The sequence below is a fragment of the Pseudorhodobacter sp. MZDSW-24AT genome (assembly GCF_002794355.1).
In the GTDB taxonomy this organism is placed as follows: domain Bacteria; phylum Pseudomonadota; class Alphaproteobacteria; order Rhodobacterales; family Rhodobacteraceae; genus Pseudotabrizicola.
In genome coordinates, this window is sequence record NZ_PGOI01000001.1 from 83,200 (window position 1) to 107,048 (window position 23,849).

Consider the following 23,849-nt stretch of genomic DNA (forward strand, 5'->3'; position numbering starts at 1 on the left):
GGGCTTTGCGGTAACCGGACCATCATGACCCAGGAAATCACCCTTCTCCGCCCCGATGACTGGCACCTGCACCTGCGCGATGGCGCGATGCTGCAAGGCGTGCTGCCCGAAACCGCGCGTCATTTTGCCCGCGCCATCATCATGCCCAATCTGGTGCCCCCTGTGGTGACCGGGGCGCAGGCCGCGGCCTACCGCGACCGCATTCTCGCCGCCTTGCCTGAAGGGGCCGTGTTCGAGCCCTTGATGACGCTTTACCTGACCGAAAGCACCGATGCGCAGGATGTGGCGGCGGCCCATGCTTCGGGTCTGGTGAAGGCGGTCAAGCTTTACCCCGCGGGTGCCACCACCAATTCGCATGGCGGTGTGCATGACGTGGACAAGGTGATGCCGGTGCTGGAGAAAATGGCCGAAATCGGCCTGCCGCTTTGCGTGCATGGTGAGGTGACGACGGCCGAGGTGGATATCTTCGACCGGGAGGCCGTGTTCATCGACACCGTGCTCGACCCGTTGCGCCGCCGCCTGCCGGAGCTGCGGGTGGTGATGGAGCATATCACCACCGAAGAGGGCGTGGCTTATGCGCGTGACGGCGGCGAGACCTTGGGCGCCACCATCACCACGCATCACCTGATCATCAACCGCAACCACCTGTTGGTGGGCGGGATCAAGCCGCATTACTATTGCCTGCCGGTGGCCAAGCGGGAAAAGCACCGTCTGGCGTTGCGCGCGGCCGCCACCTCGGGCGCGGGCCGGTTCTTTCTGGGCACCGACTCGGCGCCGCATGTGGATGCCGCCAAAGAACAGGCCTGCGGCTGCGCGGGGTGTTTTACGGCCACCAACACCATGGCGCTGCTGGCGCATGTCTTCGAGGAGGAGGGCGCGCTCGACCGGCTGGAAGCCTTTACCAGCCTGAACGGCCCCGCCTTCTACCGCCTGCCCGCCAACACGGCGCGCCTGCGGCTGGTGAAGCAGGATCAGCCGCAAAGCTGGCCCGAAAAGATCATCACCGAAGCCGGCCCCGTCACCGTTTTCAACCCCGGCACCCCCGTCCATTGGGCGGTGGAAGCCTGATTTGCACCTTTGTACAAATACTCCCGCCGGAGGCTCCTGCGGCTGTCGTCGGAGCCTCCGGCGGGAGTATTTGGAAAAGATGCAAGCCCGATGCGTTAAAAGGATGACCCGATGATCCCCACCAGCTTTCCCCCGCGCGAAGAAATCGCCCGCCTGACCGCCCGCGCCCTGCTGGAGATCAAGGCCGTGCATTTCAACGCCGAGACACCTTTTACTTTGGCCAGCGGCCTGCCCTCGCCCACCTACATCGACTGCCGCAAGCTGATCTCTTATCCGCGCATCCGGTCGATGCTGATGGATTTCATGGCCGTCACCGTGATGCGCGATGCCGGGTTCGAGGCTTTTGACAACATCGCCGGGGGAGAAACCGCGGGCATTCCCTTTGCCGCGCTGGTGGCCGAGCGTCTGGCACTGCCAATGACCTATGTGCGCAAGAAGCCGAAGGGCTATGGCCGCAACGCCCGCATCGAAGGGGCGATGACCGAAGGCCAGCGGGTGCTGCTGGTGGAGGATCTGACCACCGATGGCGGCAGCAAGCTGTCTTTCGTCGATGCGATCCGCGACACCGGGGCGAGCTGTGCCCATACGGCGGTGATTTTTTATTACGGCATTTTCGAGGGCACCACGGAGCGTCTGGCCGAGCATGGCGTGACGCTGCACCATCTGTGCACGTGGTGGGATGTGCTGGCCGAAGCGCGGGCACAAGGTGCCTTTGATGCCGCCACCCTGACCGAGGTCGAGGCGTTCTTGAGCGCGCCGCGGGCGTGGCAAGAGGCCCGCAAGGGCTGACCCGGTTTCGGCGTGAAGCCGGATGCGCCAGTTTCCGCCTGCCCGCCGCCAAGGCTGTGGGCAGGCCTGTGCACAAACTGTGGACAACCCTTCACCAGAATCGCTTTGCCATGCTAACCTCTGTCTCGTTGCCGCAAGATCTTGCGGCAGCATGACCCGTGCCAGCAACCGGTTGAAGGCGGCCAGAGTCTTGCACAGGCTTATCCACAGCTTTGTGCCCGGCTTGCCGAGGCCCCCCTGGCCGGGCTAAGTCGCAGTCTTTAATCCGGGGAGGCAGGCGCCGCAGATGAACGAAGTTGCAAAGATCAGACCCGACCTGCCGACCGCCGCCGAGACGGACAGCCTGCCGCACAACATCGAGGCCGAGCAACAATTGCTGGGCGCGATCCTGACCAACAACGATGTCTATGACCGTATCGCCAGCACCGTGAAGGCGGAGCACTTCTACGATCCGGTGCATCAGCGCATTTTCGAGAAATCCGCCGCCCGCATCCAGAAGAACGCGCTGGCCAGCCCGGTCACGCTGAAGCCCTTTTTTGAAGATGACGAAGGCCTGAAGGAACTGGGCGGCCCTGCCTATCTGGTGCGTCTGGCCGGGGCCGCCATCTCGGCCTATGCCGCGCGCGATTATGCGCAGATGGTTTATGATCTGGCGGTGCGCCGCGAATTGATCGCGCTTGGCCGCGACATCAGCGCCAAGGCTGGCAAGATCGACATGGCGTCAGAGCCTCGCGAGCAGATCGTCGAGGCGGAACAGCGGCTCTACAAGCTGGGCGAGCAGGGCGTGGCCGAGCGGGGCTTTCAATCATTCCTCAAGGCCGTGACCGATGCGGTGAATGTGGCCAATGCCGCCTATCAGCGCGGCGGCGGGCTTGCGGGCATCTCCACCGGCTTGACCGATCTGGACAAGAAACTTGGCGGCCTGCACGAATCCGACCTGCTGATCCTTGCCGGACGCCCTTCGATGGGCAAAACCTCGCTGGCCACCAACATCGCCTTCAACGTCGCCAAGGCTTATAAGCGCGGGCGCAAGCCCGATGGCCATGAAGGTGCTGTCGAAGGCGGCGTGGTGGGCTTCTTCTCGCTCGAGATGAGCGCGGAACAGCTTGCCGCCCGGATCCTGTCCGAAGCCTCCGAAGTGCCATCCGAGCAGATCCGGCGCGGCGACATGACCGAAACCGAATTCCGCCGCTTCGTCGATGCCGCCAAACAGCTGGAATCCTGCCCGCTCTACATCGACGACACCCCGGCCCTGCCGATCAGCCAAGTCGCCGCCCGCGCCCGCAGGCTGAAACGTACGCATGGGCTGGATGTGCTGATGATCGACTACCTGCAACTGCTGAAAGGCTCGTCAAAAGGTTCGGAAGCGAACCGAGTGCAGGAGGTTTCGGAAATCACCCAAGGGCTCAAGGCCATCGCCAAAGAGCTCAACATCCCCGTCATCGCCCTGTCGCAGCTGTCGCGTCAGGTGGAAAGCCGCGAAGACAAACGCCCGCAACTCTCGGACCTGCGCGAATCCGGCTCGATCGAACAGGACGCCGATGTGGTGATGTTCGTCTACCGCGATGAATATTACAAAGAGCGCGAGAAGCCGGGTGATCACGAGCTGGAGAAGATGGCGGCCTGGCAGCAGATCATGGAGCAGGTCCATGGCAAGGCCGAGGTCATCATCGGCAAGCAGCGCCACGGCCCCATCGGCTCGGTCGAACTCAGCTTCGAAGGGCGCTTCACCCGCTTTGGCAACCTTGCGAAGCCTTGGCAGGGCGACGGGCCCGATTACTGACCACAGAGCCTCAAAGCCGCCGCAAGAGCTTGCAGCTTTCCCAAATACTCCCGCCGGAGGCTCCGCCGCCTGCCTGCCCGCGCCGCCCTCACAGAACCGGCGCGCGGCCGAGCGCGGGCGCGGGGGCTAGATGCCCCCAAGCCCGCCCCTTTCCGCCGAAAGCCCCGTTTTCCGCTTGACCGTAACCCCTGATCTGACAACAAACCCCCATGACAACAGCAACCCTCTCGATTGATCTTGATGCCATTGCCGCCAATTGGCGGGCGCTTGACCGGGCCTCGTCTTCGGGCGTGCAGACGGCGGCGGTGGTCAAGGCCGATGCCTATGGCCTTGGCATCACCCGCGTCGCAAGGGCGCTTGCCCAAGCGGGCGCGCGCCGGTTTTTCGTGGCCGTCGCCGAAGAAGGGGCCGCGCTGCGGCAGGCCTTGGGGCCGGGACCGCAGATCTGCGTGATGTCGGGCCATATGGCGGGCGACACCGAGATGGTGCATGACCTTGATCTCACGCCGATGCTCAACAGCATTGATCAGGTGACCCGCCATCTGGAATCGCTGCCGGGCTTGCCTTTTGGCGTGCAGCTTGACACCGGGATGAACCGGCTGGGCATGGAAGAGGCGGAGTGGGAGGCGGTGGCGCCTTTCGTGTTGGACGCCGGCCCCGAGCTGATCATGTCGCATCTGGCCTGTGCCGACGACCCCGACCATGCGCTGAACGAGCTGCAACTGGCCACCTTCCACGCGATGACCGATGGCACCGGCGTGCCGCGCTCGCTGGCGGCGACGGGCGGTATCCTGCTGGGGCCGAAGTATCACTTCGATCTGACCCGGCCCGGCATCGGTCTGTATGGCGGCCGCCCCTATGAAGGCGCCAGCCGGGTGGTGGGGCTGTCCTTGCCGGTGATCCAGACCCGCATCGTGCAACCCGGCGAGGCCGTGGGCTATTCCTGCACCTGGACCGCCGAGGCGCCCAGCATGATTGCCACGGTTTCGGGCGGCTATGCCGACGGCTTGTTGCGCGGCCTGTCGAACACGGCGGTGCTGTGGGATGGCGATACCCCCTGCCCGCTGGTGGGCCGGGTCTCGATGGATCTGATCACGGTCGACATCAGCCATCTGGCCTATGTGCCACGCAGCCTCGATATTTTGGGGCCGCATCAGACGGTGGATGATCTGGCCGATACGGCGGGCACCATCGGCTATGAGATCCTGACCTCGCTTGGCCCACGCTACACCCGGCGCTATCAGGAGGGCGCGGCGTGAGCCCTGCCAGCGGATTGCGCGCGGTCGGGCGCCCGGCCTTGGCGACGCTGGCCGCGATCGGGCGGGTGGCGCTCTTTGCGGTGGCAACGCTGGGCCATATGCTGCGCCCGCCCTTCTACTGGCGTGAGTTCGCGACGCAGGTGATGCAGATCGGCTGGTTCAGTCTGCCGGTGGTGGGGCTGACCGCGTTGTTTACCGGTGGCGCGCTGGCCTTGCAGATCTATTCGGGTGGCGCGCGCTTCAATGCCGAAGCGGTGGTGCCCAGCATCGTGGCGATTGGCATGGTGCGCGAGCTGGGCCCGGTCTTGGGCGGGCTGATGGTGGCGGCGCGGGTGGCAAGCTCGATCGCGGCGGAGCTTGGCACCATGAAGGTGACCGAACAGATCGATGCCCTGACCACCTTGTCCACCAATCCGATGAAATATCTGGTGGTGCCGCGTGTGCTGGCGGCCACCTTGGCGGTGCCGGTGCTGGTGGGCGTGGGCGATGCCATCGGCATCATGGGCGGCTGGCTGGTGGGGGTGACACGGCTGGATTTCAACTCGGTCACTTACCTGAAAAACACCGTCGATTTTCTGGAGATCTGGGATATCGGCTCGGGTCTGGTCAAGGGCGCGGTTTTCGGCTTTCTGGTGGCGCTCTTGGGCTGCTATCACGGGATGAATTCGGGGCGCGGCGCGCAAGGCGTGGGCCGGGCGACCAAATCCGCCGTGGTGGGGGCAAGTGTTTTGATCCTTGCCGCCAATTACATGCTGACAGAGGTGTTCTTTACCTCATGATCACGCTTGAGAATGTCACCAAATCTTTCGGGTCCAACGCGGTGCTGCGCGGGGTGAACCTGACCATCCCGACCGCCAAGAGCATGGTCATCATCGGCGGATCGGGCACCGGGAAATCGGTGCTGCTGAAATCGGTGCTGGGCTTGGTCACGCCGGATGGCGGCACCATCACGCTGGACGGGCAGGATGTGCGCAAGGCCGAGCGCGACGCCTTTCTGGCGCGCTTTGGCATGTTGTTTCAGGGGGGCGCGCTGTTTGACAGTCTGCGGGTCTGGGAAAACGTCGCCTTTCGGCTGATGCGCGGGGCCAGCCGACGCCCCAAGGACGAGGCGCGCGCCATCGCGGTAGAGAAGCTGCGCCGGGTGGGGCTTGGCCCGCAGGTCGCCGACCTGTATCCCGCCGAATTGTCGGGCGGCATGCAAAAGCGCGTAGGCCTTGCCCGCGCCATCGCAGCCGAGCCAGAGATCATTTTCTTTGACGAGCCGACCACCGGACTTGATCCGATTATGTCGGGGGTGATCAATGACCTGATCCGCGAGATCGTGGTCGAGATGGGCGCCACCGCCATGACCATCACCCATGACATGAGCTCGGTGCGGGCGATTGCCGATGAGGTCGCCATGCTGCACGAAGGCACCATCAAATGGACCGGGCCGGTGGCCGCGCTTGACAGCTGCCCCGACCCCTATGTGCAGCAGTTCATCCATGGCCGCGCCACAGGCCCGATCAACGCCATCCGCTAGGCGCCATGCCCGCACTGTTTCAGGTCGATCTGGCGTTTCTTTTTGAACAGCCTTCGATCTGGCGCAGTCTGGTGCAAAGCCTGATCTTGATGACACCGCTGGCGATTGCGGTGTCGGGATATGCCACATGGCGGATCGGTGACCGGCGCGGCGCGCTGTTGATGCTGGGGGTGGCGCTTTACAGTGTCTGGATGCTTTGGCCCTTTCGCTTGCCCGCCGAAGTGGTGCTGCCCGCCCGGGTCGGATCGGTGATCGGCTGGTTCTGGCTGGTGTCGGGTTGGGGACGTCAGGCGAAATGGCATGAGCCCTTCCTTCTGGCGGTCAACGGGCTTGTGCTGACCGTGTTGCTTGCGCTGAGCCTGACCACAGCCGTCGCGCTGATCCGCGATGCTCTGGGCTGGGACAAGGCCGATGCGCAGATCTTTGGGCACACGCCTGTGCCGGAGCGCGGCCTTGGCGATGGTCCGCCGGCAAAAGCGGCTTGACGGGGGGGCGGCCCACGGCGACCAAGGGGCATGAAATGGCTGAACCTGTCGCTCTTGATCCTGTTTCCGCTGTCGTGGTTCGCGCCGCTGCTGCGCGCGGGGCTGCTGCCGCTGTTTGGCCTGTCCGAGATTTCGGTGATCTCGGGGGTGCAGGCGCTGTGGGCCAGCGACGTGGCCTTGGCGCTGGTGGTGACGGTGCTGGCGATCTTTGTGCCGTGGCTCAAGACGCTGGGGCTGGCGCTGCTGGATTTCGGGCTGCTGTCACCGCGCCTCCTGACTGCGTTGCGGCTGCTGGCACGGCTGGCGATGGCGGATGTGTTCTTGATCGCGCTTTACATCGTGGTGGTGAAAGGTGTGGGCCTTGCCACGGTAGAAGTGGCATGGGGCCTTTATCTGTTCAGCGGCTGTGTGCTGGTGAGCGTGGCTTTGTCGCTGCGCACGCATCGGCCCTGATGCGCCTTGGCGCCGCGCGCGGCAGGCGGGCGATGCAAGCCGGCGAGACTTGAAGAGCGCCCCCGTTCCGCGTTAGGCAGGCGGGATGAGCAAATCCTCCCCCAGCTTCACCTGCACCGCCTGCGGTGCGACATCGCGCAAATGGCAGGGCCGCTGCGATGCCTGTGGCGCGTGGAACACCATCGTCGAAGAAGCCCCGCTTTCCGCCGGACCCAAGTCGCTTGGCCACAAGGGCCGGACGATTCCGCTGACCGATCTGGCCACCGAAGAGGCGCCTCCGCCCCGCGCCTCTTCGGGGATCGAAGAGCTGGACCGGGTGCTGGGCGGCGGTCTGGTACCGGCTTCGGCGATTCTGGTGGGCGGTGATCCCGGCATCGGAAAATCCACCCTCTTGCTCCAAGCGGCCGCCAGCTTTGCCCGCACCGGGCTGAAGATTCTGTATATATCGGGCGAAGAGGCTGCGGCGCAGGTGCGGATGCGCGCACAGCGGTTGGGCCTCCAAGAGGCCCCGGTGGGCTTGGGCGCAGAAACCAACCTGCGCGATATTCTGACCACGCTGGATGCTGAGCGTCCGGCCTTGGCCATCATCGATTCGATCCAGACCATGTGGCTGGACACGGTCGAGGCCGCCCCCGGTTCGGTCAGCCAAGTCCGCGCGGCGGCGCATGAGTTGGTGACCTTCGCCAAGAAACGCGGCGTCGCGGTGATCTTGGTGGGCCATGTCACCAAGGAAGGCCAGATCGCGGGCCCGCGTGTGGTGGAACATATGGTGGACACCGTGCTTTACTTCGAAGGCGAGCGCGGCCATCAGTTCCGCATCCTGCGCGCCGTGAAGAACCGCTTTGGCCCGGCGGATGAAATCGGCGTCTTCGAGATGACAGGCAATGGATTGGCGCAGGTGACCAACCCATCGGCGCTGTTCCTGTCCGACCGCGACCGCCCTGCCCCGGGTTCGGCGGTCTTTGCCGGAATCGAAGGCACCCGACCGGTGCTGACCGAGATTCAGGCGCTGGTGGCGCCGTCCCCGCTGGGCACCCCGCGCCGCACGGTGGTGGGGCTGGAGTCGGGGCGGCTCTCGACGATTCTGGCGGTGCTGGAGGCGCGCTGCGGCATCCCCTTTACCGGGCTGGACGTGTTTCTGAACGTGGCAGGCGGTTTGCGGGTGAACGAGCCTGCCGCCGATCTGGCGGTTGCCGCTGCGCTGCTTTCCGCACGCGAGGATGTGGCAATTCCGCCGAACATGGTGCTTTTCGGGGAAATCTCGCTGTCGGGCGCGCTGCGCCCGGTGGGGCAGACCGAAAACAGGTTGAAAGAAGCCTCGAAACTTGGTTTTCAACAGGCCACCTTGCCCACAGGATCGAAAACCGCGGGCGAAACAGGCATGAGCTTGCGCACCATGCCCGACCTGACCGCCTTTGTCGGCGAGATGTTCGGCGCGGGCTGAGGCGACACAAAGGAGCGGACGATGGACGGCTTTACTCTGGTGGACGGAATCGTGGCGGGCGTGATCGTCCTGTCGGCGATTCTGGCCTATTCACGCGGGCTGGTGCGCGAGGCGATGGCCATTGCGGGTTGGATCGGCGCTGCGGTGCTGGCCTTCCTTTTCGCCCCCGCCGCGCAACCGCTGGTCCGGGAGCTGCCCGTCGTGGGCGAGTTTCTGGGCGACAGCTGTGAACTGTCGATCATCGGCGCCTTCGCCTTGGTCTTTGCGATTGGCCTTGTGATCGCAGCGCTCTTCACGCCGCTGTTTTCCAGCTTTGTGCAGCGTTCGGCCTTGGGCGGCATCGATCAGGCGCTGGGGTTCCTTTTCGGCGTGGCCCGCGGGGTGATTCTGGTGGCCGTGGCCTTCATCGTGTATGACCGCGCCGTGGCCGCCAATGCGATCCCCATCGTCGACGACTCCCGCTCGGCCAAGGTTTTCGCAAGCTTTCAGGCGAACATCGACGAGAGCATTCCGGCGGATGCCCCCGGCTGGATTGTCTCGCGCTACAATGACCTGACGGCCGCCTGCGCCGTTCCGGCCACGGCGCCTGCCGCGCAACCCGCGCCCTCGGGCAACTGACCCGCCGCATTGCAGCACATTGGCGCGGTGCCTGTGCTGCAATGCGCGTGACACTGCCGCGCCCATGCCGTAAAGGGAGGCGCATCAGTCCTAGACGGAGCAGCCCGATGCGCCCCTTCCTGTCCCACCCCTTTGATGATGACAAGTTGAAGGAGGAATGCGGGATCTTTGGCGTCATCGGCGTCTCGGACGCGGCCAATTTCACCGCGCTTGGCCTGCATGCGCTGCAGCACCGGGGGCAAGAAGCGGGGGGCATCGTTGCCTATCACCCGGATCACGGCTTCAACTCGGCCCGCCGCTTTGGCTATGTGCGCGACAACTTCACCAAGGCCGATGTGATGGACACGCTGCCGGGGCAGCTCGCCATCGGTCATGTCCGCTATTCCACCGCCGGATCGAAAGGCGCGACCGCCATCCGCGACGTGCAGCCTTTCTTTGGCGAGTTTTCCATGGGCGGTTGCGCCATCGCGCATAACGGCAACCTGACCAATGCGGCGGCCTTGCGCCGCGAACTTATTGAACGCGGGTCGATTTTCCAGTCTTCCTCCGACTCGGAATGCATCATCCACCTGATGGCGCGCTCGATCCAGAAGAACCTTTCCGAACGGATCAAGGATGCGCTGCGGGCCTGTGAAGGGGCCTTCTCGGTGGTCGCGATGACCCGCACCAAACTGATCGGCGTGCGCGATCCCTTGGGCGTGCGCCCGCTTGTTCTGGGCCGCATCGGCGATTCCGGCTGGGCGCTGTCTTCGGAAACCTGCGCGCTCGACATCATCGGCGCCGATTTCGTGCGCGAGATCGAACCCGGTGAAATGGTGGTGATCGAAGGCAACAAGGTGGTCTCGACCCGGCCTTTCCATCCGGCCCCCTCGCGCTTTTGCATCTTTGAAAAGGTGTATTTCTCACGTCCCGACAGCATCATCGGCGGCCGGTCGGTCTATGAAACCCGCCGCCAGATCGGGGTGGAACTGGCCATCGAATCCCCGGTCGAGGCCGATCTGGTCTGCCCGGTGCCCGATTCCGGCACCCCTGCTGCCATCGGCTATTCGCAACAATCGGGCATTCCTTACGCGATGGGGATCATCCGCAACCAATACATGGGTCGCACCTTCATCGAGCCCACCGAATCCATCCGCAACATGGGCGTGCGCCTCAAGCTCAACGTCAACCGCGCCCTGATCAAGGGCAAGCGGGTGATTCTGGTGGATGACTCGGTGGTCCGCGGCACCACCAGCCGCAAGATCAAGGACATGATCCTTGAGGCGGGGGCCGCCGAAGTTCATTTCCGGATCGCCTCCCCCCCCACGGCCTGGCCTTGCTTCTATGGCGTCGATACGCCGGAACGTGCCAAGCTGCTGGCCGCCACCATGACCGAAGACGAGATGCGCGACTGGATCGGCGTCGACAGCCTCAAGTTCATCTCGCTCGACGGCCTCTACCGCGCCGCAGGCGAGGCCGCGGGCCGCGATGCGGCCAATCCCAAATTCTGCGATGCTTGCTTCTCGGGCGATTACCCGGTCATCCCCTCGGACAAGATCGCCGAAGGGTTCGAAATGAAGGCTGCAGAGTAAACCCATCGCCCCTTCGCCTCTTGCATCTTTCCCAAATACTCCACGGGGGTGCGGGGGTGTGAAACCCCCGCTGCCCACGCCAGCCACCGGAGCCACCCATGACCCAGAATATCGCCCTGATCACCGGCGCCTCGCGCGGGCTTGGTGCTGCCATGGCCGAACAGCTTGCCTTTCGGGGCTGGCATGTCGTGGCGGTGGCGCGCACGGTGGGTGGGCTGGAAGATCTCGACGACAGGGTCAAGGCGGCGGGCCTGCCCGGCGCGGGCGGTCTCACTCTGGCGCCGATGGATGTGACCAATGAAGACGCGATGCGGCATCTGTGCCGGTCGATCCATGACCGCTGGGGCGGGCTGCAGTTCTGGGCGCATAGCGCGGTGCATGCCACTGCCTTGGCCCCGGCGCCCTCGATGGATATGAAGGATCTCGACAAATCCATCGCCGCCAATTTGCGGGCCAGCGCCTTTCTGATCACCATGGTTGCGCCGCTGTTGCAGGCGGCCAAGGGCAGTGCGATGTTTTTTGACGATCCGCTGGCCGGGCAGAAATTTGGCGCCGCTTACGGCGCCAGCAAGGCCGGGCAGATCGCCCTTGCCCGTGCTTGGCAGGCGGAATCCGAACGCATCGGCCCGCGTGTCCTGATCGAAACCCCGCGCCCGATGCCCACGGCGGTGCGCGCGCGCTTCTTCCCCGGCGAAGACCGGGGCCCGCTGAGCGCGCCGCGCGACGAGGCGGCCCGCCTCATCGACCTGATCTAAGCGCCGTTCGAGAGGCGCGCGCAGGGGCGCGCCGCTCGGACGGGTGCGTTCGGATCAGCGCAAGGCCTCGGCCATCGCGTCCCACAGCGCCTCGACCGGTTCCACCCCGATCGACAACCGCAGAAAGCCTTCGGGCACCGCATCGCCCCAGCGGGCCCGCCGCTCGCCTGCCGAATGGGTGCCGCCAAAACTGGTGGAGCGCACCAGATAGGGGCAGCGCTCCAGAAAGCGCTCGGCCACGGTGGCATTTTCCAGCGTGACACCGATCAGAAAGCCAAATCCCTGCATCTGCCGCTTCGACAGCGCATGGGCGGGGTCGTCCGGCAAGCCCGGATAGCGCAAGGCGCGCACCGCATCATGCTCGGCCAGCCGCGCAGCGATCACACCAGCACTGGCGCACATCCGCTCCAAGCGCACGTCCAGCGTCTCGAGCCCGCGGTGCAGCAGCCAAGCCTCCATGCTGCCCGGCACCGCGCCCGACAGCCGCCGCCAGTCGCGCACCCGGGCCATCCGGGCAGCATCGCGGCCCGCGACATGGCCAAACAGCGCATCGGAATGCCCTGCGGGGGCCTTGGTGTCGGCAGCCACCACCAGATCGGCGCCCAGATCCAGCGGGCGCTGCATCAGCGGCGTCATCGTGGTGTTGTCGACAATGACGATGGCCCCGGCGGCATGGGCGCGGGCGCACACATCCGCGATGTCCACCACATCCAGACCCGGATTGGAGGGGGTTTCCAGATAGACCACGGCCGCCCCGGTGAAATCGGCGGTGGCATAATCCAGCGTCGGGATCTGCACCACATCCACACCCAAGGGCGCCAGAAAGCCTTCGGACAAGACGCGGGTGACGTAATAGCCGTCAGACGGCAGGATGACGCGGTCCCCGGTTTTCAACGAGGCGAACAGGGCAGCCGAAATCGCGCCCATGCCCGATGGGAAGCCCACCACCTCGGCATCTTCCAGAAGGGCAAGCTGCGCTTCGACCGCCGACCATGTCGGCTGGCCGTTGCGCGCATAGATATAGGGCGCGCCCTGCACCTCGGGCAGATGAAAGCTGGTCGAGCTGGTCAACGGCAGCGACACCGGGTCGCCCTTTTCCAGCCCCGCGCTGCGGTGGTGAAGCACATCTGCCAAACGGCGCTGCATATCGGTGGTCATCCCCTACCCCTTTGATTTCATGCGCGCGACAATCTGTCAGCGCCGCGCGATTGGCAAGGTGGGGCAAGAAAAAGGGGGCCGCTGCGGCCCCCTTTTCAGATCATTCCGTCACGGTCACTTTTGCCATCTGGTCGGGGTCGCTGACCTCGCCATTGCCGCCGGTGCCTTTCTTGATGGCATCCACCACCTCCATGCCCGAGATCACGCGGCCCACAACGGTATATTGCCCGTTGAGGAACTCGCCCGGCGCGAACATGATGAAGAACTGGCTGTTGCCAGAGTTCGGGTCTTGGCTGCGGGCCATGCCCACGACGCCCCGGTCGAAGGAGATGTCGGAGAATTCCGCGGGCAGGTCGGGGCGGCTGGAGCCGCCCATGCCTGCGCGCGCGGTGTCGCCGCCGGATTTGCCGAATTCCACATCGCCGGTCTGCGCCATGAAGCCGTCGATCACGCGGTGAAACACCACGCCGTCATAGGCCCCTTCGCGGGCCAGCGCTGTGATCTGCTCGACATGCTTGGGCGCCACCTCGGGCAGCATGTCGATCACGATGGTGCCAGACGCTTCGCCCGCCACCTCGATCACGAGGTTCGGGCCGGGGCCGTCTTCGACCTGCGCCATCACCGGGCTGGCGAATTGGCTGACGGCGTAACCGCCCACCACCGCAAGCCCAAGCGCAAAGAGCCCGCCTGCAAGAAAGCGATCACGCGACATCGGCAGCCACCCGCACGGTGATCATCCGATCCGGGTTCGCCGGCGGCTCGCCCCGGGTGATCTTGTCCACATGCTCCATCCCCGAGATCACGCGGCCATAGACGGTGTATTGGCCGTTCAGGAAGTGGTTGTCGGCGAAGTTGATGAAGAACTGGCTGTTGGCCGAGTTCGGGTTCTGGCTGCGGGCCGCGCCCAGCGTGCCCCGGTCATGCGGCAGCTTGGAGAATTCGGCCGGCAGATCCGGCATGTCCGATCCGCCCGTGCCCGCGCGGCGCAGGTTGAAGTTGTTTTCCATGTTGCCGTTTTCCACGTCGCCGGTTTGCGCCATGAAGCCGTTGATCACACGGTGAAAACACACGTTGTCATAGGCTTTGGCGCGGGCCAGTTCCTTCATGCGGGCGGTGTGTTTGGGGGCCACGTCGGCCAGAAGTTCGATCACCACTTCGCCATCCTTCAGCGTCAGGATGATGGTGTTTTCGGGGTCTTTGATCTCGGCCATCGGTTTTGGCTCCTTGCTGTTGTCTGGCCGGGAACCTAACCCTCGTGGGGCCACATGGAAAGGGGGCAGCGCGCAGATCGGTTGACCTGCGCGGCAATCCGGCAGAAACAGAGGGCAGCATTCGACAGGAGGGTCCGTCATGGGCTGGAAAACACTCGACGACATCGGGCTTGCGGGCAAGACGGTGCTGGTCCGCGTTGACATCAACGTGCCGGTGGAGGGCGGTCAGGTGACCGACACCACGCGGATCGACAAGATCAAGCCCACGGTCGAGGATATCATCGCGCGCGGCGGGCGGGTTGTGTTGCTCGCGCATTTCGACCGGCCGAAGGGCAAGGTGGTGCCGGAGATGAGCTTGGGTCACATCGCCCCGGCGGTGGAGGCCAGCCTTGGCCGCAAGGTGGTGTTCTGCGCGCACAGCACGGGCGATGACGCCGCAGCGGCGATTGCCGGGGCGGCACCGGGCGATGTGGTGTTGCTGGAAAACACCCGCTTTCACGCGGGCGAGGAAAAGAATGACCCGGAGCTTGCCGCTGCAATGGCCAAGCTGGGCGATGTCTTTGTGAATGATGCCTTCTCTGCCGCGCACCGGGCCCATGCCTCCACGGCGGGGCTTGCGCATCTGCTGCCTGCCGCCGCGGGCCGTCTGATGGAGGCCGAGTTGCAGGCGCTGGAGGCCGCGCTTGGCACGCCCAAGCGCCCGGTGGTGGCGGTTGTGGGCGGGGCCAAGGTGTCGACCAAGCTGGACCTGCTTGGCAATCTGGTCACAAAGGTGGATCATCTGGTGATCGGCGGCGGTATGGCGAACACCTTCCTTGTGGCGCAGGGCATCGAGGTGGGTAAATCGCTGGCCGAGCGTGACATGGCCGACACCGCGCGCGAGATTTTGGCCAAGGCCAAGGCGGCGGGCTGCACCATCCATCTGCCGGTGGATGTGGTGGTCGCGCGCGACTTCAAGGCGAATGCCGCGCATGATGTGGTGGCGGCCGATGCCTGCCCTGCCGACGCGATGATTCTGGATGCCGGGCCGATGAGCGTGGCGGCCATCGTGAAGGTGTTCGAGGCCTCGGAGACGCTGATCTGGAACGGGCCTTTGGGCGCCTTTGAACTGACACCTTTTGACGCCGCGACCAATGCGGCAGCGAAATCGGCGGCGGCGCTGACGCGCGAAGGCAAGCTGATCTCGGTCGCTGGCGGGGGTGACACGGTTTCGGCCCTGAATCAGGCCGGGGCGGCGGCGGATTTCACCTTTATCTCCACCGCAGGCGGCGCCTTCTTGGAATGGATGGAGGGCAAGGAATTGCCCGGCGTGGCTGCGTTGATGGCCTGAAGCCTTACACCCCGGCCCCCGGCGCCTCGCAAGGTGCGCCGGGGGCCGGGCTTTTGCGCCCGTCTTGTGGGCCGCTGTGGCGCTTCTGCCGGTAAGTGCAGGAAATTCCACACACCGTTAGCGCCACCATGATTGCGAGGCGCAGATCATGGGGCTATCCAAAGGCAACCTCTGCGGCGTTTTCAAAGGATAGTCAGAATGGATTTCGCGCAAGCGGCCGAGCAGATCGGCAAAGGCAACGGGTTTATCGCGGCACTGGATCAATCCGGCGGATCTACCCCCAAGGCGCTGCGCCAATATGGCGTGACCGAGGATGCCTATTCGAATGAAACCGAGATGTTCGACCTGATCCATGCGATGCGGGCGCGGATCATCAAATCGCCTGCCTTCACCGGCGACAAGGTGGTGGGCGCGATCCTGTTCGAGCAGACGATGGACCGCGACATCGACGGCACCCCCACCGCCGAGTACTTGTGGAAACAGCGCAAGGTGGTGCCGTTTCTCAAGATCGACAAAGGGCTGGAGGCCGAGGCCGATGGCGTGCAGCTGATGAAGCCGATGCCGGGGCTGGATGCGCTTTTGGCGCGGGCTAAGGCTTTGGGCGTGTTTGGCACCAAGGAACGCTCGGTGGTCAATGCGGCCAATGCAAAGGGCATTGCCGCCATCGTCGCGCAGCAATTTGCCATCGGCGATCAGGTGGCGGCTGCGGGACTTATGCCCATTCTGGAGCCCGAGGTCACCATTTCGATTGCCGACAAGGCCGAGGCCGAAGCGCTGCTGATGGCCGAGATCCTGCGCCATCTGGACGCGCTGCCCGAGGATCGTCAGGTGATGCTGAAGCTGTCCTTGCCGACGGTAGACGGGTTCTACGCGCCGCTGGTCGATCATCCGCGCGTGCTGAAGGTTGTGGCGCTGTCAGGCGGGCACAGCCGGGAAGCGGCCAATGCCATTCTGGCCCGCAACCGGGGCATCATTGCAAGCTTCAGCCGCGCGCTGAGCGAAGGGCTTTCGGCCCAGCAATCGGATGCAGAGTTTGACGCGTTGCTCGCGCAGGCGATCGACAGCATTCATGCGGCCTCTGTCGCAGGCTGAGACAGCCAAATGTGATCGGAACCCCCCGCAAGGGGGATTCCTTATTCGAATCAACTGTGCGATGGTTCTGCAAAGGCCGGGCAAACGGCCAGACGGGGCAGAGCGATGATAGCACATGGCAACCGGTTTCCGGTCGGCGGCATAGTTTACCTGATCCTTGCCTTCATGCTGGGGGCTTACTTTACCTTTGCCGCCGTGCAGGGGGATTACGGCGTGTTTCGGCAGGTGCAGATCCGCGCCGAGGCCGAAGCGCTGCGGATCGAGCGGGACCGCCTGTATGAAGATCTGGACCGGATCAGCAATCTGACCGCCCGCCTGTCGGACCGGTATCTGGACGTGGATCTGCTGGATGAACGGGTGCGCGATGTGCTGGGCTATGTGCGCCCGGATGAAATCGTGATCCGGTAAACCCCACAGCATTTTTCGGTGCAAGACCTGCCATTTCTGCATGGGTGACATGCAGAACGTGGCGGCACTTTTTGTTTTGCCCAATAAATCCCGATGCGCTATGAATAGTTTAATACTGAACTATTCTAGCCACTGACGGGAGGACGCCGCATATGGCCGCCAAGAAACCAGCCGAGAGGCCCAATGCCTCGAAGGAAGAGTTGCTGAAATACTACCGCGAGATGCTGCTGATCCGGCGGTTTGAGGAAAAGGCGGGCCAACTGTATGGCATGGGCCTGATCGGCGGGTTCTGCCATCTGTATATCGGGCAAGAAGCCGTGGTGGTGGGGCTGGAAGCGGCGGCCAAGGAGGGTGACAAGCGCGTCACCAGCTACCGCGACCACGGCCACATGCTGGCCTGCGGCATGGACCCCAAGGGCGTGATGGCAGAACTGACCGGGCGCATCGGCGGCTATTCCAAGGGGAAAGGCGGCTCGATGCACATGTTCTCGAAGGAAAAGCACTTCTATGGGGGCCACGGGATCGTGGGCGCGCAGGTGCCTCTGGGGGCGGGTCTCGCCTTTGCTGACAAGTATCAGGGCAATGACAATGTGACCTTCACCTATTTCGGCGATGGCGCGGCAAACCAAGGCCAGGTCTATGAGACCTATAACATGGCGCAGCTGTGGAACCTGCCGGTGATTTTCGTGATCGAAAACAACGGCTATGCGATGGGAACCAGCGTCAAGCGCTCGACCAAGTCGCCGTCGCTGTGGGAGCGCGGTGCGGCCTATGGCATCAAGGGCGAAGCCGTGGACGGGATGGACGTGCTGGCGGTGAAGGCTGCGGGCGAAAAGGCGGTTGCCGCCTGCCGTGCGGGCGAAGGCCCCTATATCCTTGAGATGATGACCTATCGCTATCGCGGCCACTCGATGTCGGACCCGGCGAAGTATCGCACCCGCGAAGAGGTGGAAAAGATGCGGTCGGAAAAGGATGCAATCGAGCATGTGCGCGACCTGCTGCTGCAAGGTGGGCTGGCCACCGATGACGACCTGAAAGCCATAGACAAAGAGATCAAGGCACAGGTCAACGAATCGGCCGAATTTTCCAAAGACAGCCCAGAGCCTCCGGTTGAGGAACTCTGGACCGACATCTACGCCTGAGGGGGGACCGACATATGGCAACCGAAGTATTGATGCCCGCTCTGTCGCCCACGATGGAAGAGGGAACGCTGGCGAAATGGCTGGTGAAAGAAGGCGATGCGGTGAAATCCGGCCAGATTCTGGCCGAGATCGAAACCGACAAGGCCACGATGGAATTCGAGGCTGTGGATGAAGGGATCATCGGCAAGCTGCTGATCGCGGAAGGCACGGCGGGGGTGAAGGTGAACACCCCGATCGCGGTGCTGGTGGAGGACGGCGAAAGCGTCAGCGACACGCCCGCGCCGAAAGTGGCCGAAGCCGTCGCGCCGGCGGCAGAGGCCCCTGCCTCGGTTCCCGCCAAGGCTGCCGATCCTGCCCCTGCCCCGGCGGTTGTCGCCAAGGGCTGGCCGCATGCCGACCTGCCCGAAGGCCCGACCAAAACGATGACGGTGCGCGAAGCGCTGCGTGAGGCGATGGCCGAGGAAATGCGGGCCGATCCCACCGTCTTCCTGATGGGGGAAGAGGTGGGTGAATACCAAGGCGCCTACAAGATTTCCCAAGGTCTTCTGGACGAGTTCGGCGCCAAGCGCGTGGTGGACACGCCGATCACCGAACATGGCTTTGCCGGTATCGCAGTCGGCGCAAGCTGGGGCGGGTTGCGCCCGATTGTTGAGTTCATGACTTTCAACTTCGCCATGCAGGCGATTGACCACATTATCAACTCGGCGGCCAAGACGCTGTATATGTCGGGCGGTCAGATGGGCAGCCCGATGGTGTTCCGTGGCCCGAACGGTGCCGCAGCCCGCGTGGGCGCGCAGCACAGCCAGGATTATGCCGCGTGGTATGCGGCCATTCCGGGGCTGAAGGTCTGCATGCCCTATTCGGCCGCAGATGCCAAAGGCCTGTTGAAATCGGCGATCCGCGATCCGAACCCGGTGATCTTCCTTGAAAACGAGATCCTTTACGGGCGCAGCTTCGAAGTGCCGACCGATCCGGACTTCACCATTCCCTTCGGCAAGGCATCGATCATGCGCGAAGGCAGCGATGTGACCATCGTGAGCTTTGGCATTGGCGTGGCCCATGCTCTGGCCGCGGCGGAAGAGCTGGCGAAGGATGGCATCAATGCCGAGGTGATCAACCTGCGCACCCTGCGCCCGATTGATTACGACACCGTTCTGGCGAGCGTTCAGAAAACCAACCGCTGCGTGACCGTAGAGGAAGGCTTCCCCGTGGGCTCGATCGGCGACCATCTGGCCAGCACGATCATGCAGCGCGCGTTTGACTATCTGGATGCGCCCGTGATCACCTGCACCGGTAAGGATGTGCCGATGCCCTATGCCGCGAACCTTGAAAAGTTCGCGCTGATCACCCCGGCGGAAATCGCCACCGCGGTGAAATCTGTCTGCTACCGGTAAGGAGAGCGCATCATGGCAACCGAAATTCTGATGCCCGCGCTGTCGCCAACGATGGAAGAGGGCACCTTGGCCAAGTGGTTGGTCAAGGAAGGCGATGTGGTGAAATCGGGTCAGATTCTGGCCGAGATCGAAACCGACAAGGCGACGATGGAATTCGAGGCGGTGGATGAAGGCACCATCGGCAAGATCCTGATCGCCGAAGGCACGGCGGGGGTAAAGGTGAATACCGCCATCGCCGTCTTGCTTGAGGATGGCGAGGATGCCTCGTCTGTCGCGGCCGCGCCAACATCGGCGAAAGCGACTCCGGCGGCTGCGCCTGCGGAACCCGCGAAAAGCGAAGCACCTGCGAGCGCTGAGCCCGCCAAGGCAGCATCGGCTTCGGGTGCGCGGGTCTTTGCCTCACCGCTGGCCCGGCGCATTGCCAAGGAAAAGGGTCTGGACCTGACGGCTGTCAAAGGCTCTGGCCCCCATGGCCGGATCGTGCGCGCAGATGTCGAAGGGACGCAAGCCTCAACCAAGGCAGCCCCTGCCCCGGCGGCAGCCGCGGCCTCGGGAGCCCCAGCGGCCGCCCCGGCCCCGGTCAAGGCGGCGATGCCCGCCGGCATGGCGGCCGAGACGGTGTTGAAGATGTATGCCGACCGCACCTTCACCGAAGTGCCGCTTGACGGCATGCGCCGCACCATCGCCGCGCGCCTGACCGAGGCCAAACAGACCATCCCGCATTTCTATCTGCGCCGCGAGGTGCAGTTGGATGCGCTGATGGCCTTCCGCGAGACGCTGAACAAATCGCTTGAAGGGCGCGGCGTAAAGCTTTCGGTGAATGACTTCATCATCAAGGCTTGCGCGCAGGCCTTGCAGGCGGTGCCCGATTGCAATGCGGTTTGGGCGGGTGACCGTATCCTGAAGCTGAAGCCTTCCGATGTGGCGGTAGCGGTGGCGGTGGAGGGCGGGCTGTTCACGCCCGTGCTGCGCGACGCCGACAAGAAATCGCTCTCGGCCTTGTCGGCCGAGATGAAGGATCTGGCCAGCCGCGCCAAAACCAAGAAGCTGGCACCGCATGAGTATCAAGGCGGGTCCTTCGCGATCTCGAACCTCGGGATGATGGGGATCGAAAACTTCGATGCCGTGATTAACCCGCCGCATGGGTCGATCTTGGCGGTGGGGGCTGGCATCAAGAAGCCGGTCGTCACGTCGGATGGCAGCATCGGGGTGGCCACCGTGATGTCGATGACGCTGTCGGTGGATCACCGGGTGATCGACGGGGCTTTGGGCGCATCCTTCCTGAAAGCGGTGATCGAGGCCTTGGAAAACCCGATCGCCATGCTGGCCTGAACGTCCCCAGTCCATTGAAAACGCCCCCGGATCCCATGATCCGGGGGCGTTTTTATCTGGCGCCATGGGCTGCCATCAGTTGCAGTCGATGCAGCCCGACAACTTGTGATCCATCGAAACCGCAGGTTGCGAACAACCGGCCTCGCCCACGATCTTGGCCGGAACACCGGCGACGGTTTTGTTGCAAGGAATGTCCTGCAACACCACCGAACCTGCGGCGATACGGCTGCAATGGCCGATCTTGATATTGCCCAGCACCTTGGCCCCTGCCCCAATCAGGACACCATCGCCAATCTTGGGATGGCGGTCGCCATCCTCTTTCCCGGTGCCGCCCAAGGTGACCGAGTGCAGCATCGAGACATTGTCGCCCACGACCGCGGTTTCCCCGATCACAATGGAATGCGCGTGGTCGATCATCAGACCTTTGCCGATGCGCGCGCCGGGGTGGATGTCGACGCCAAAAGCCTCACTGACGCGCATCTGAACGAAATAGGCCAGATCCTTGCGCCCATGCGTCCAGAGCCAATGCCCGATCCGATAGGCCTGCACGGCCTGATAGCCCTTGAAAAAAAGGATCGGCTGCAAAAAGCGGTGGCAGGCCGGGTCACGGTCATAGACCGCCATCAGATCGGCGCGGGCCGCAGCGCCCAGATCCGGGTCATCGCGGTAGGCCTGATCCGCGATTTCGCGCAGGATCTGCTCGCCCATTTCCGCCGATGCGAGTTTGAACGAGAAGCGATAGGCCAAGGCCTGCTCCATGCTGGCATGGTGCAAAAGCGACGAATGGATCAGCCCGCCCAGCAGCGGATCTTCCTTGATCGCGGCCTCTGCCTCGTCGCAGACGCGGGACCAGACCGGATCCAAGGGCGACAGTTTCAGTTTGCGCTCGGCCATGGCACGATCCTTCTGCGGCGTCAGTCTCAAATGTAGCAGATTGCGGGCCGGTTCAACAGGGTGTTCAAAAAAACCCGCAGCACAGGCTTTACATTTCAAAGTATTTTTGTAAGGTATTCACACAGCCAGTCCGGACGGGCCAGCCAAGACCATAAACCCTGTCCAAAGGACCATCTGCCATGACACCTGCCGTTGTCCGCACCGCGCCCGTTGCGCCGGATGTCTCTGAACTTCTTCGCCAATCTCTGGCCGGATTGCTGCCGAACGATCTGCTTGGCGCGATGCTGGATCGGCTGGAGGGGCGGTCATGAATGCTTTGACCCCGATGGAGCAACTGGTCGACGCCGTTCCCCTGCATGACGCCACCGCGTTGACCGAAGGCGGGCGTGAGGCGCGTATCCTCTTGAATGGGATGGTCTATTCGCTGCGCATCACCCGTCAAGGCAAGCTGATCCTGACGAAATGAAAGGGGCCGCATGGCCCCTTCCCGTCACGCGCGCCGCTTAGCCGTTCAAGGCGTGGCGCAGGGCAATGATATCTTCGCGCATGACGCCATGCCCCGCGCCCGGATAAACCTGCATCTGCACTTCTGCCCCCAGCGCGCGCAAGGCTGTGGCACTGTCCTTGGCCCGCTTGAGCGGGATATGCGGGTCGCGTTCGTGCACGGAGAGCCAGACTTTGCCCGTGCGCCGCCCCGTGTAATCAAGCCGCTTGTCCGCATGGCCATAAAGCGCGTCCTGCGGCCCGGAGAGATCGGCCCGCCCCACAAGGCCGCCGGACAGGGCAAAAACGCCTGCCAGACCTTCCCCCTCCCGCGCATAAGCCTCGAGAGCAAGGCAGGCGCCTTGGCTGAACCCACACAGCCAGATGGATGCGCGCGGAATGCCCGCCTGCTCCAGTGTGGTCACAGACTCGGCGACAGCGGCAAGGCCGCGCTGCACATGTGGTTCGATCTGCGCGGAGGGCGCCAGAAAACTGCTGGGCCACCAGCTGTTTCCCGGGGCCTGCGGCGCCACCGCGGCCACATCGGGCAAAGCGGCATGGTCAAGGAGCGACAGGATGTCTGCGGCAGATCCGCCGCGCCCGTGCAGCATCACCACCCCCTGAACCGCGCCTTTCGGCAAGCGCGCGGTCATGAGCGCACCCGCAAGGGCGGCAGCACCCTTTCAATGCGGTCGCGCATCGGCTCGTAGCGCGGAGGCAGCTTCAAGGCTTGGCCAAGGCTGTGCGCTGGTTCATCGATGGCAAATCCCGGCGGATCGGTGGCGATTTCGAACAGCACGCCCCCCGGCTCGCGGAAGTAGATGGCGTTGAAATACTGACGGTCGGTCACCGGCGTTGTGCGATGCCCGGCATGGGCCAGACGCTCCATCCATTCCTTTTGCTCGGCATCGTCCTTGGTCCGGAAGGCGATGTGATGGATCGTGCCCGCCCCTTGCCGCCCCGGCTGTGCCCCGGCCACGCGGATCACATCCAGAATGCGGCCGCGCTCGGCCCCCGGTGCGATCAGACGCTGACGCTCCGTGGCACCCTCTTGCTCGGTCCCGGCCTTCTCATAGCCGAAAACTTCGGTCAAAAGCTTCACAGTCCGTTCGGGGTCGCGTTCCCACAGGGTCACCGAATGGAAACCGTGGGTATCCTGTGCCGCGGTGCTTTCGATGAGCTCCACCGGTGCGCCATCAGGGTCGCGCAAGGTGATGAAGCGCTCGCCAAACCGCAGGCCGGTGCCCGCTGTGGCCAAACCGCGCGCGGCCAGATCATCGGTGATCTGGTCGAAGTCGCCTGCCGGAATCGCATAGGCATAGGCGGACGCCATGCCCGGACCGGCCCGGCCGGGGCCTGCATCCGCGAACGGAAAAAAGGTCAGGATCGTGCCCGGACTGCCGGCGGCATCGCCATAATACAGGTGATAGGTGCCGGGATCGTCGAAGTTCACGGTTTTCTTGACCAGCTTCTGGCCCAGAACACCGGTGAAGAAATCGACATTGGCTTGGGCCGCCCCGGAAATGGCGGTCACGTGGTGAATACCGGAAATCTTTGTCATCTTGCCCTCCTATGGCCCCGACGCGGGGCGTTGCACCCAAGATAGACCAAAAGAATTTGCAGATAAGCCGCACGGTCAGAGGGAGATTGTGCAGAAC

26 protein-coding genes are annotated in these 23,849 nt (G+C 63.9%); 20 read left to right on the top strand and 6 right to left on the bottom strand.

Annotated elements, in window-relative coordinates; translation table 11 throughout:
- Window positions 1-24: 24 nt before the first annotated feature.
- The 12 genes from pyrC (at window position 25) to CUR21_RS00485 (ending at window position 11,747) form a co-directional block, all read left to right on the top strand.
- On the top strand, window positions 25-1,068 hold the full coding sequence (gene pyrC, locus CUR21_RS00430; protein ID WP_100195042.1) for a dihydroorotase: 1,044 nt from the start codon (window positions 25-27) through the stop codon (window positions 1,066-1,068).
- 111 nt (window positions 1,069-1,179) lie between these two features.
- Window positions 1,180-1,857, top strand: coding sequence for an orotate phosphoribosyltransferase (locus CUR21_RS00435; protein WP_100195043.1), 678 nt, complete (start codon window positions 1,180-1,182; stop codon window positions 1,855-1,857).
- Between the two features lie 286 nt (window positions 1,858-2,143).
- Window positions 2,144-3,640, top strand: coding sequence for a replicative DNA helicase (locus CUR21_RS00440; protein WP_100195044.1), 1,497 nt, complete (start codon window positions 2,144-2,146; stop codon window positions 3,638-3,640).
- A gap of 209 nt (window positions 3,641-3,849) precedes the next feature.
- The gene (alr, locus tag CUR21_RS00445) at window positions 3,850-4,899 is read left to right on the top strand and encodes an alanine racemase (RefSeq protein WP_100195045.1); all 1,050 of its coding nucleotides are present in this window, start codon (window positions 3,850-3,852) and stop codon (window positions 4,897-4,899) included.
- Window positions 4,896-5,678 carry an ABC transporter permease gene (locus CUR21_RS00450; protein ID WP_100195046.1) on the top strand — a complete coding sequence of 261 codons (783 nt, stop codon included), beginning with the start codon at window positions 4,896-4,898 and terminating at the stop codon, window positions 5,676-5,678. Before alr ends, CUR21_RS00450 begins: the two co-directional genes overlap by 4 nt.
- Window positions 5,675-6,421: an ABC transporter ATP-binding protein gene (locus CUR21_RS00455; RefSeq protein WP_100195047.1), complete on the top strand. Its 747-nt coding sequence runs from the start codon at window positions 5,675-5,677 to the stop codon at window positions 6,419-6,421. The genes CUR21_RS00450 and CUR21_RS00455 overlap by 4 nt, the downstream gene beginning before the upstream one ends.
- Before the next feature lie 5 nt (window positions 6,422-6,426).
- Window positions 6,427-6,906, top strand: coding sequence for a hypothetical protein (locus tag CUR21_RS00460; RefSeq protein ID WP_100195048.1), 480 nt, complete (start codon window positions 6,427-6,429; stop codon window positions 6,904-6,906).
- 30 nt (window positions 6,907-6,936) lie between these two features.
- Window positions 6,937-7,359 (top strand): paraquat-inducible protein A, encoded by a 423-nt coding sequence (locus tag CUR21_RS00465; RefSeq protein ID WP_100195049.1) that lies wholly within the window; start codon window positions 6,937-6,939, stop codon window positions 7,357-7,359.
- An 85-nt stretch (window positions 7,360-7,444) separates the two neighbouring features.
- Window positions 7,445-8,803, top strand: a complete 1,359-nt coding sequence (gene radA / locus CUR21_RS00470) for a DNA repair protein RadA (RefSeq protein ID WP_100195050.1) — start codon at window positions 7,445-7,447, stop codon at window positions 8,801-8,803.
- 21 nt (window positions 8,804-8,824) lie between these two features.
- Window positions 8,825-9,421 (top strand): CvpA family protein, encoded by a 597-nt coding sequence (locus CUR21_RS00475; protein ID WP_100195051.1) that lies wholly within the window; start codon window positions 8,825-8,827, stop codon window positions 9,419-9,421.
- Between the two features lie 107 nt (window positions 9,422-9,528).
- The gene (purF, locus tag CUR21_RS00480; RefSeq protein ID WP_100195052.1) at window positions 9,529-10,992 is read left to right on the top strand and encodes an amidophosphoribosyltransferase; all 1,464 of its coding nucleotides are present in this window, start codon (window positions 9,529-9,531) and stop codon (window positions 10,990-10,992) included.
- 98 nt (window positions 10,993-11,090) lie between these two features.
- Window positions 11,091-11,747 (top strand): SDR family oxidoreductase, encoded by a 657-nt coding sequence (locus CUR21_RS00485; protein WP_100195053.1) that lies wholly within the window; start codon window positions 11,091-11,093, stop codon window positions 11,745-11,747.
- A 54-nt stretch (window positions 11,748-11,801) separates the two neighbouring features.
- On the opposite strand, the gene CUR21_RS00490 is transcribed toward CUR21_RS00485, so the two are convergent.
- The 3 genes from CUR21_RS00490 to CUR21_RS00500 all read right to left on the bottom strand — a co-directional run bounded on the left by CUR21_RS00490 (window position 11,802) and on the right by CUR21_RS00500 (window position 14,116).
- Window positions 11,802-12,905: a cystathionine gamma-lyase gene (locus CUR21_RS00490; RefSeq protein ID WP_232622630.1), complete on the bottom strand. Its 1,104-nt coding sequence runs from the start codon at window positions 12,903-12,905 to the stop codon at window positions 11,802-11,804.
- A gap of 100 nt (window positions 12,906-13,005) precedes the next feature.
- On the bottom strand, window positions 13,006-13,617 hold the full coding sequence (locus CUR21_RS00495) for a peptidylprolyl isomerase (RefSeq protein WP_100195054.1): 612 nt from the start codon (window positions 13,615-13,617) through the stop codon (window positions 13,006-13,008).
- Complete coding sequence (locus CUR21_RS00500) at window positions 13,607-14,116, bottom strand: peptidylprolyl isomerase (protein ID WP_100195055.1); 510 nt, start codon at window positions 14,114-14,116, stop codon at window positions 13,607-13,609. Before CUR21_RS00500 ends, CUR21_RS00495 begins: the two co-directional genes overlap by 11 nt.
- A 139-nt stretch (window positions 14,117-14,255) precedes the next feature.
- Between CUR21_RS00500 and pgk the strand changes: the two genes are divergently transcribed.
- The 6 genes from pgk to CUR21_RS00530 all read left to right on the top strand — a co-directional run bounded on the left by pgk (window position 14,256) and on the right by CUR21_RS00530 (window position 20,814).
- A complete protein-coding gene (pgk, locus tag CUR21_RS00505) occupies window positions 14,256-15,446 on the top strand; it encodes a phosphoglycerate kinase (RefSeq protein WP_100195056.1) in 1,191 nt (396 codons plus the stop codon).
- A gap of 198 nt (window positions 15,447-15,644) precedes the next feature.
- Window positions 15,645-16,538, top strand: a complete 894-nt coding sequence (locus CUR21_RS00510) for a fructose bisphosphate aldolase (protein WP_100195057.1) — start codon at window positions 15,645-15,647, stop codon at window positions 16,536-16,538.
- A 105-nt stretch (window positions 16,539-16,643) separates the two neighbouring features.
- Window positions 16,644-16,946 (top strand): septum formation initiator family protein, encoded by a 303-nt coding sequence (locus CUR21_RS00515; RefSeq protein WP_100195058.1) that lies wholly within the window; start codon window positions 16,644-16,646, stop codon window positions 16,944-16,946.
- A 152-nt stretch (window positions 16,947-17,098) separates the two neighbouring features.
- The gene (pdhA, locus tag CUR21_RS00520; RefSeq protein WP_100195059.1) at window positions 17,099-18,088 is read left to right on the top strand and encodes a pyruvate dehydrogenase (acetyl-transferring) E1 component subunit alpha; all 990 of its coding nucleotides are present in this window, start codon (window positions 17,099-17,101) and stop codon (window positions 18,086-18,088) included.
- A 14-nt stretch (window positions 18,089-18,102) separates the two neighbouring features.
- Complete coding sequence (locus CUR21_RS00525) at window positions 18,103-19,482, top strand: pyruvate dehydrogenase complex E1 component subunit beta (RefSeq protein WP_100195060.1); 1,380 nt, start codon at window positions 18,103-18,105, stop codon at window positions 19,480-19,482.
- A gap of 12 nt (window positions 19,483-19,494) precedes the next feature.
- Window positions 19,495-20,814, top strand: coding sequence for a pyruvate dehydrogenase complex dihydrolipoamide acetyltransferase (locus tag CUR21_RS00530; RefSeq protein ID WP_100195061.1), 1,320 nt, complete (start codon window positions 19,495-19,497; stop codon window positions 20,812-20,814).
- A gap of 75 nt (window positions 20,815-20,889) precedes the next feature.
- On the opposite strand, the gene cysE is transcribed toward CUR21_RS00530, so the two are convergent.
- Window positions 20,890-21,708, bottom strand: coding sequence for a serine O-acetyltransferase (cysE, locus tag CUR21_RS00535; protein WP_100195062.1), 819 nt, complete (start codon window positions 21,706-21,708; stop codon window positions 20,890-20,892).
- A gap of 179 nt (window positions 21,709-21,887) precedes the next feature.
- Here cysE and CUR21_RS18995 point away from each other — a divergent pair, with 179 nt between their 5' ends.
- Together CUR21_RS18995 and hemP are read left to right on the top strand one after the other, a co-directional pair.
- Entirely contained in the window at window positions 21,888-22,019 is a 132-nt protein-coding gene (locus CUR21_RS18995; RefSeq protein WP_255413766.1) for a hypothetical protein, read from the top strand.
- On the top strand, window positions 22,016-22,174 hold the full coding sequence (hemP, locus tag CUR21_RS00540; RefSeq protein WP_100195063.1) for a hemin uptake protein HemP: 159 nt from the start codon (window positions 22,016-22,018) through the stop codon (window positions 22,172-22,174). The genes CUR21_RS18995 and hemP overlap by 4 nt, the downstream gene beginning before the upstream one ends.
- A gap of 37 nt (window positions 22,175-22,211) precedes the next feature.
- Here the strand turns inward: hemP and CUR21_RS00545 are convergent, their stop codons facing one another.
- Together CUR21_RS00545 and CUR21_RS00550 are read right to left on the bottom strand one after the other, a co-directional pair.
- On the bottom strand, window positions 22,212-22,844 hold the full coding sequence (locus tag CUR21_RS00545) for an alpha/beta hydrolase (RefSeq protein ID WP_100195064.1): 633 nt from the start codon (window positions 22,842-22,844) through the stop codon (window positions 22,212-22,214).
- Entirely contained in the window at window positions 22,841-23,752 is a 912-nt protein-coding gene (locus tag CUR21_RS00550; protein WP_100195065.1) for a ring-cleaving dioxygenase, read from the bottom strand. Before CUR21_RS00550 ends, CUR21_RS00545 begins: the two co-directional genes overlap by 4 nt.
- Between the last annotated feature and the right edge of the window lie 97 nt (window positions 23,753-23,849).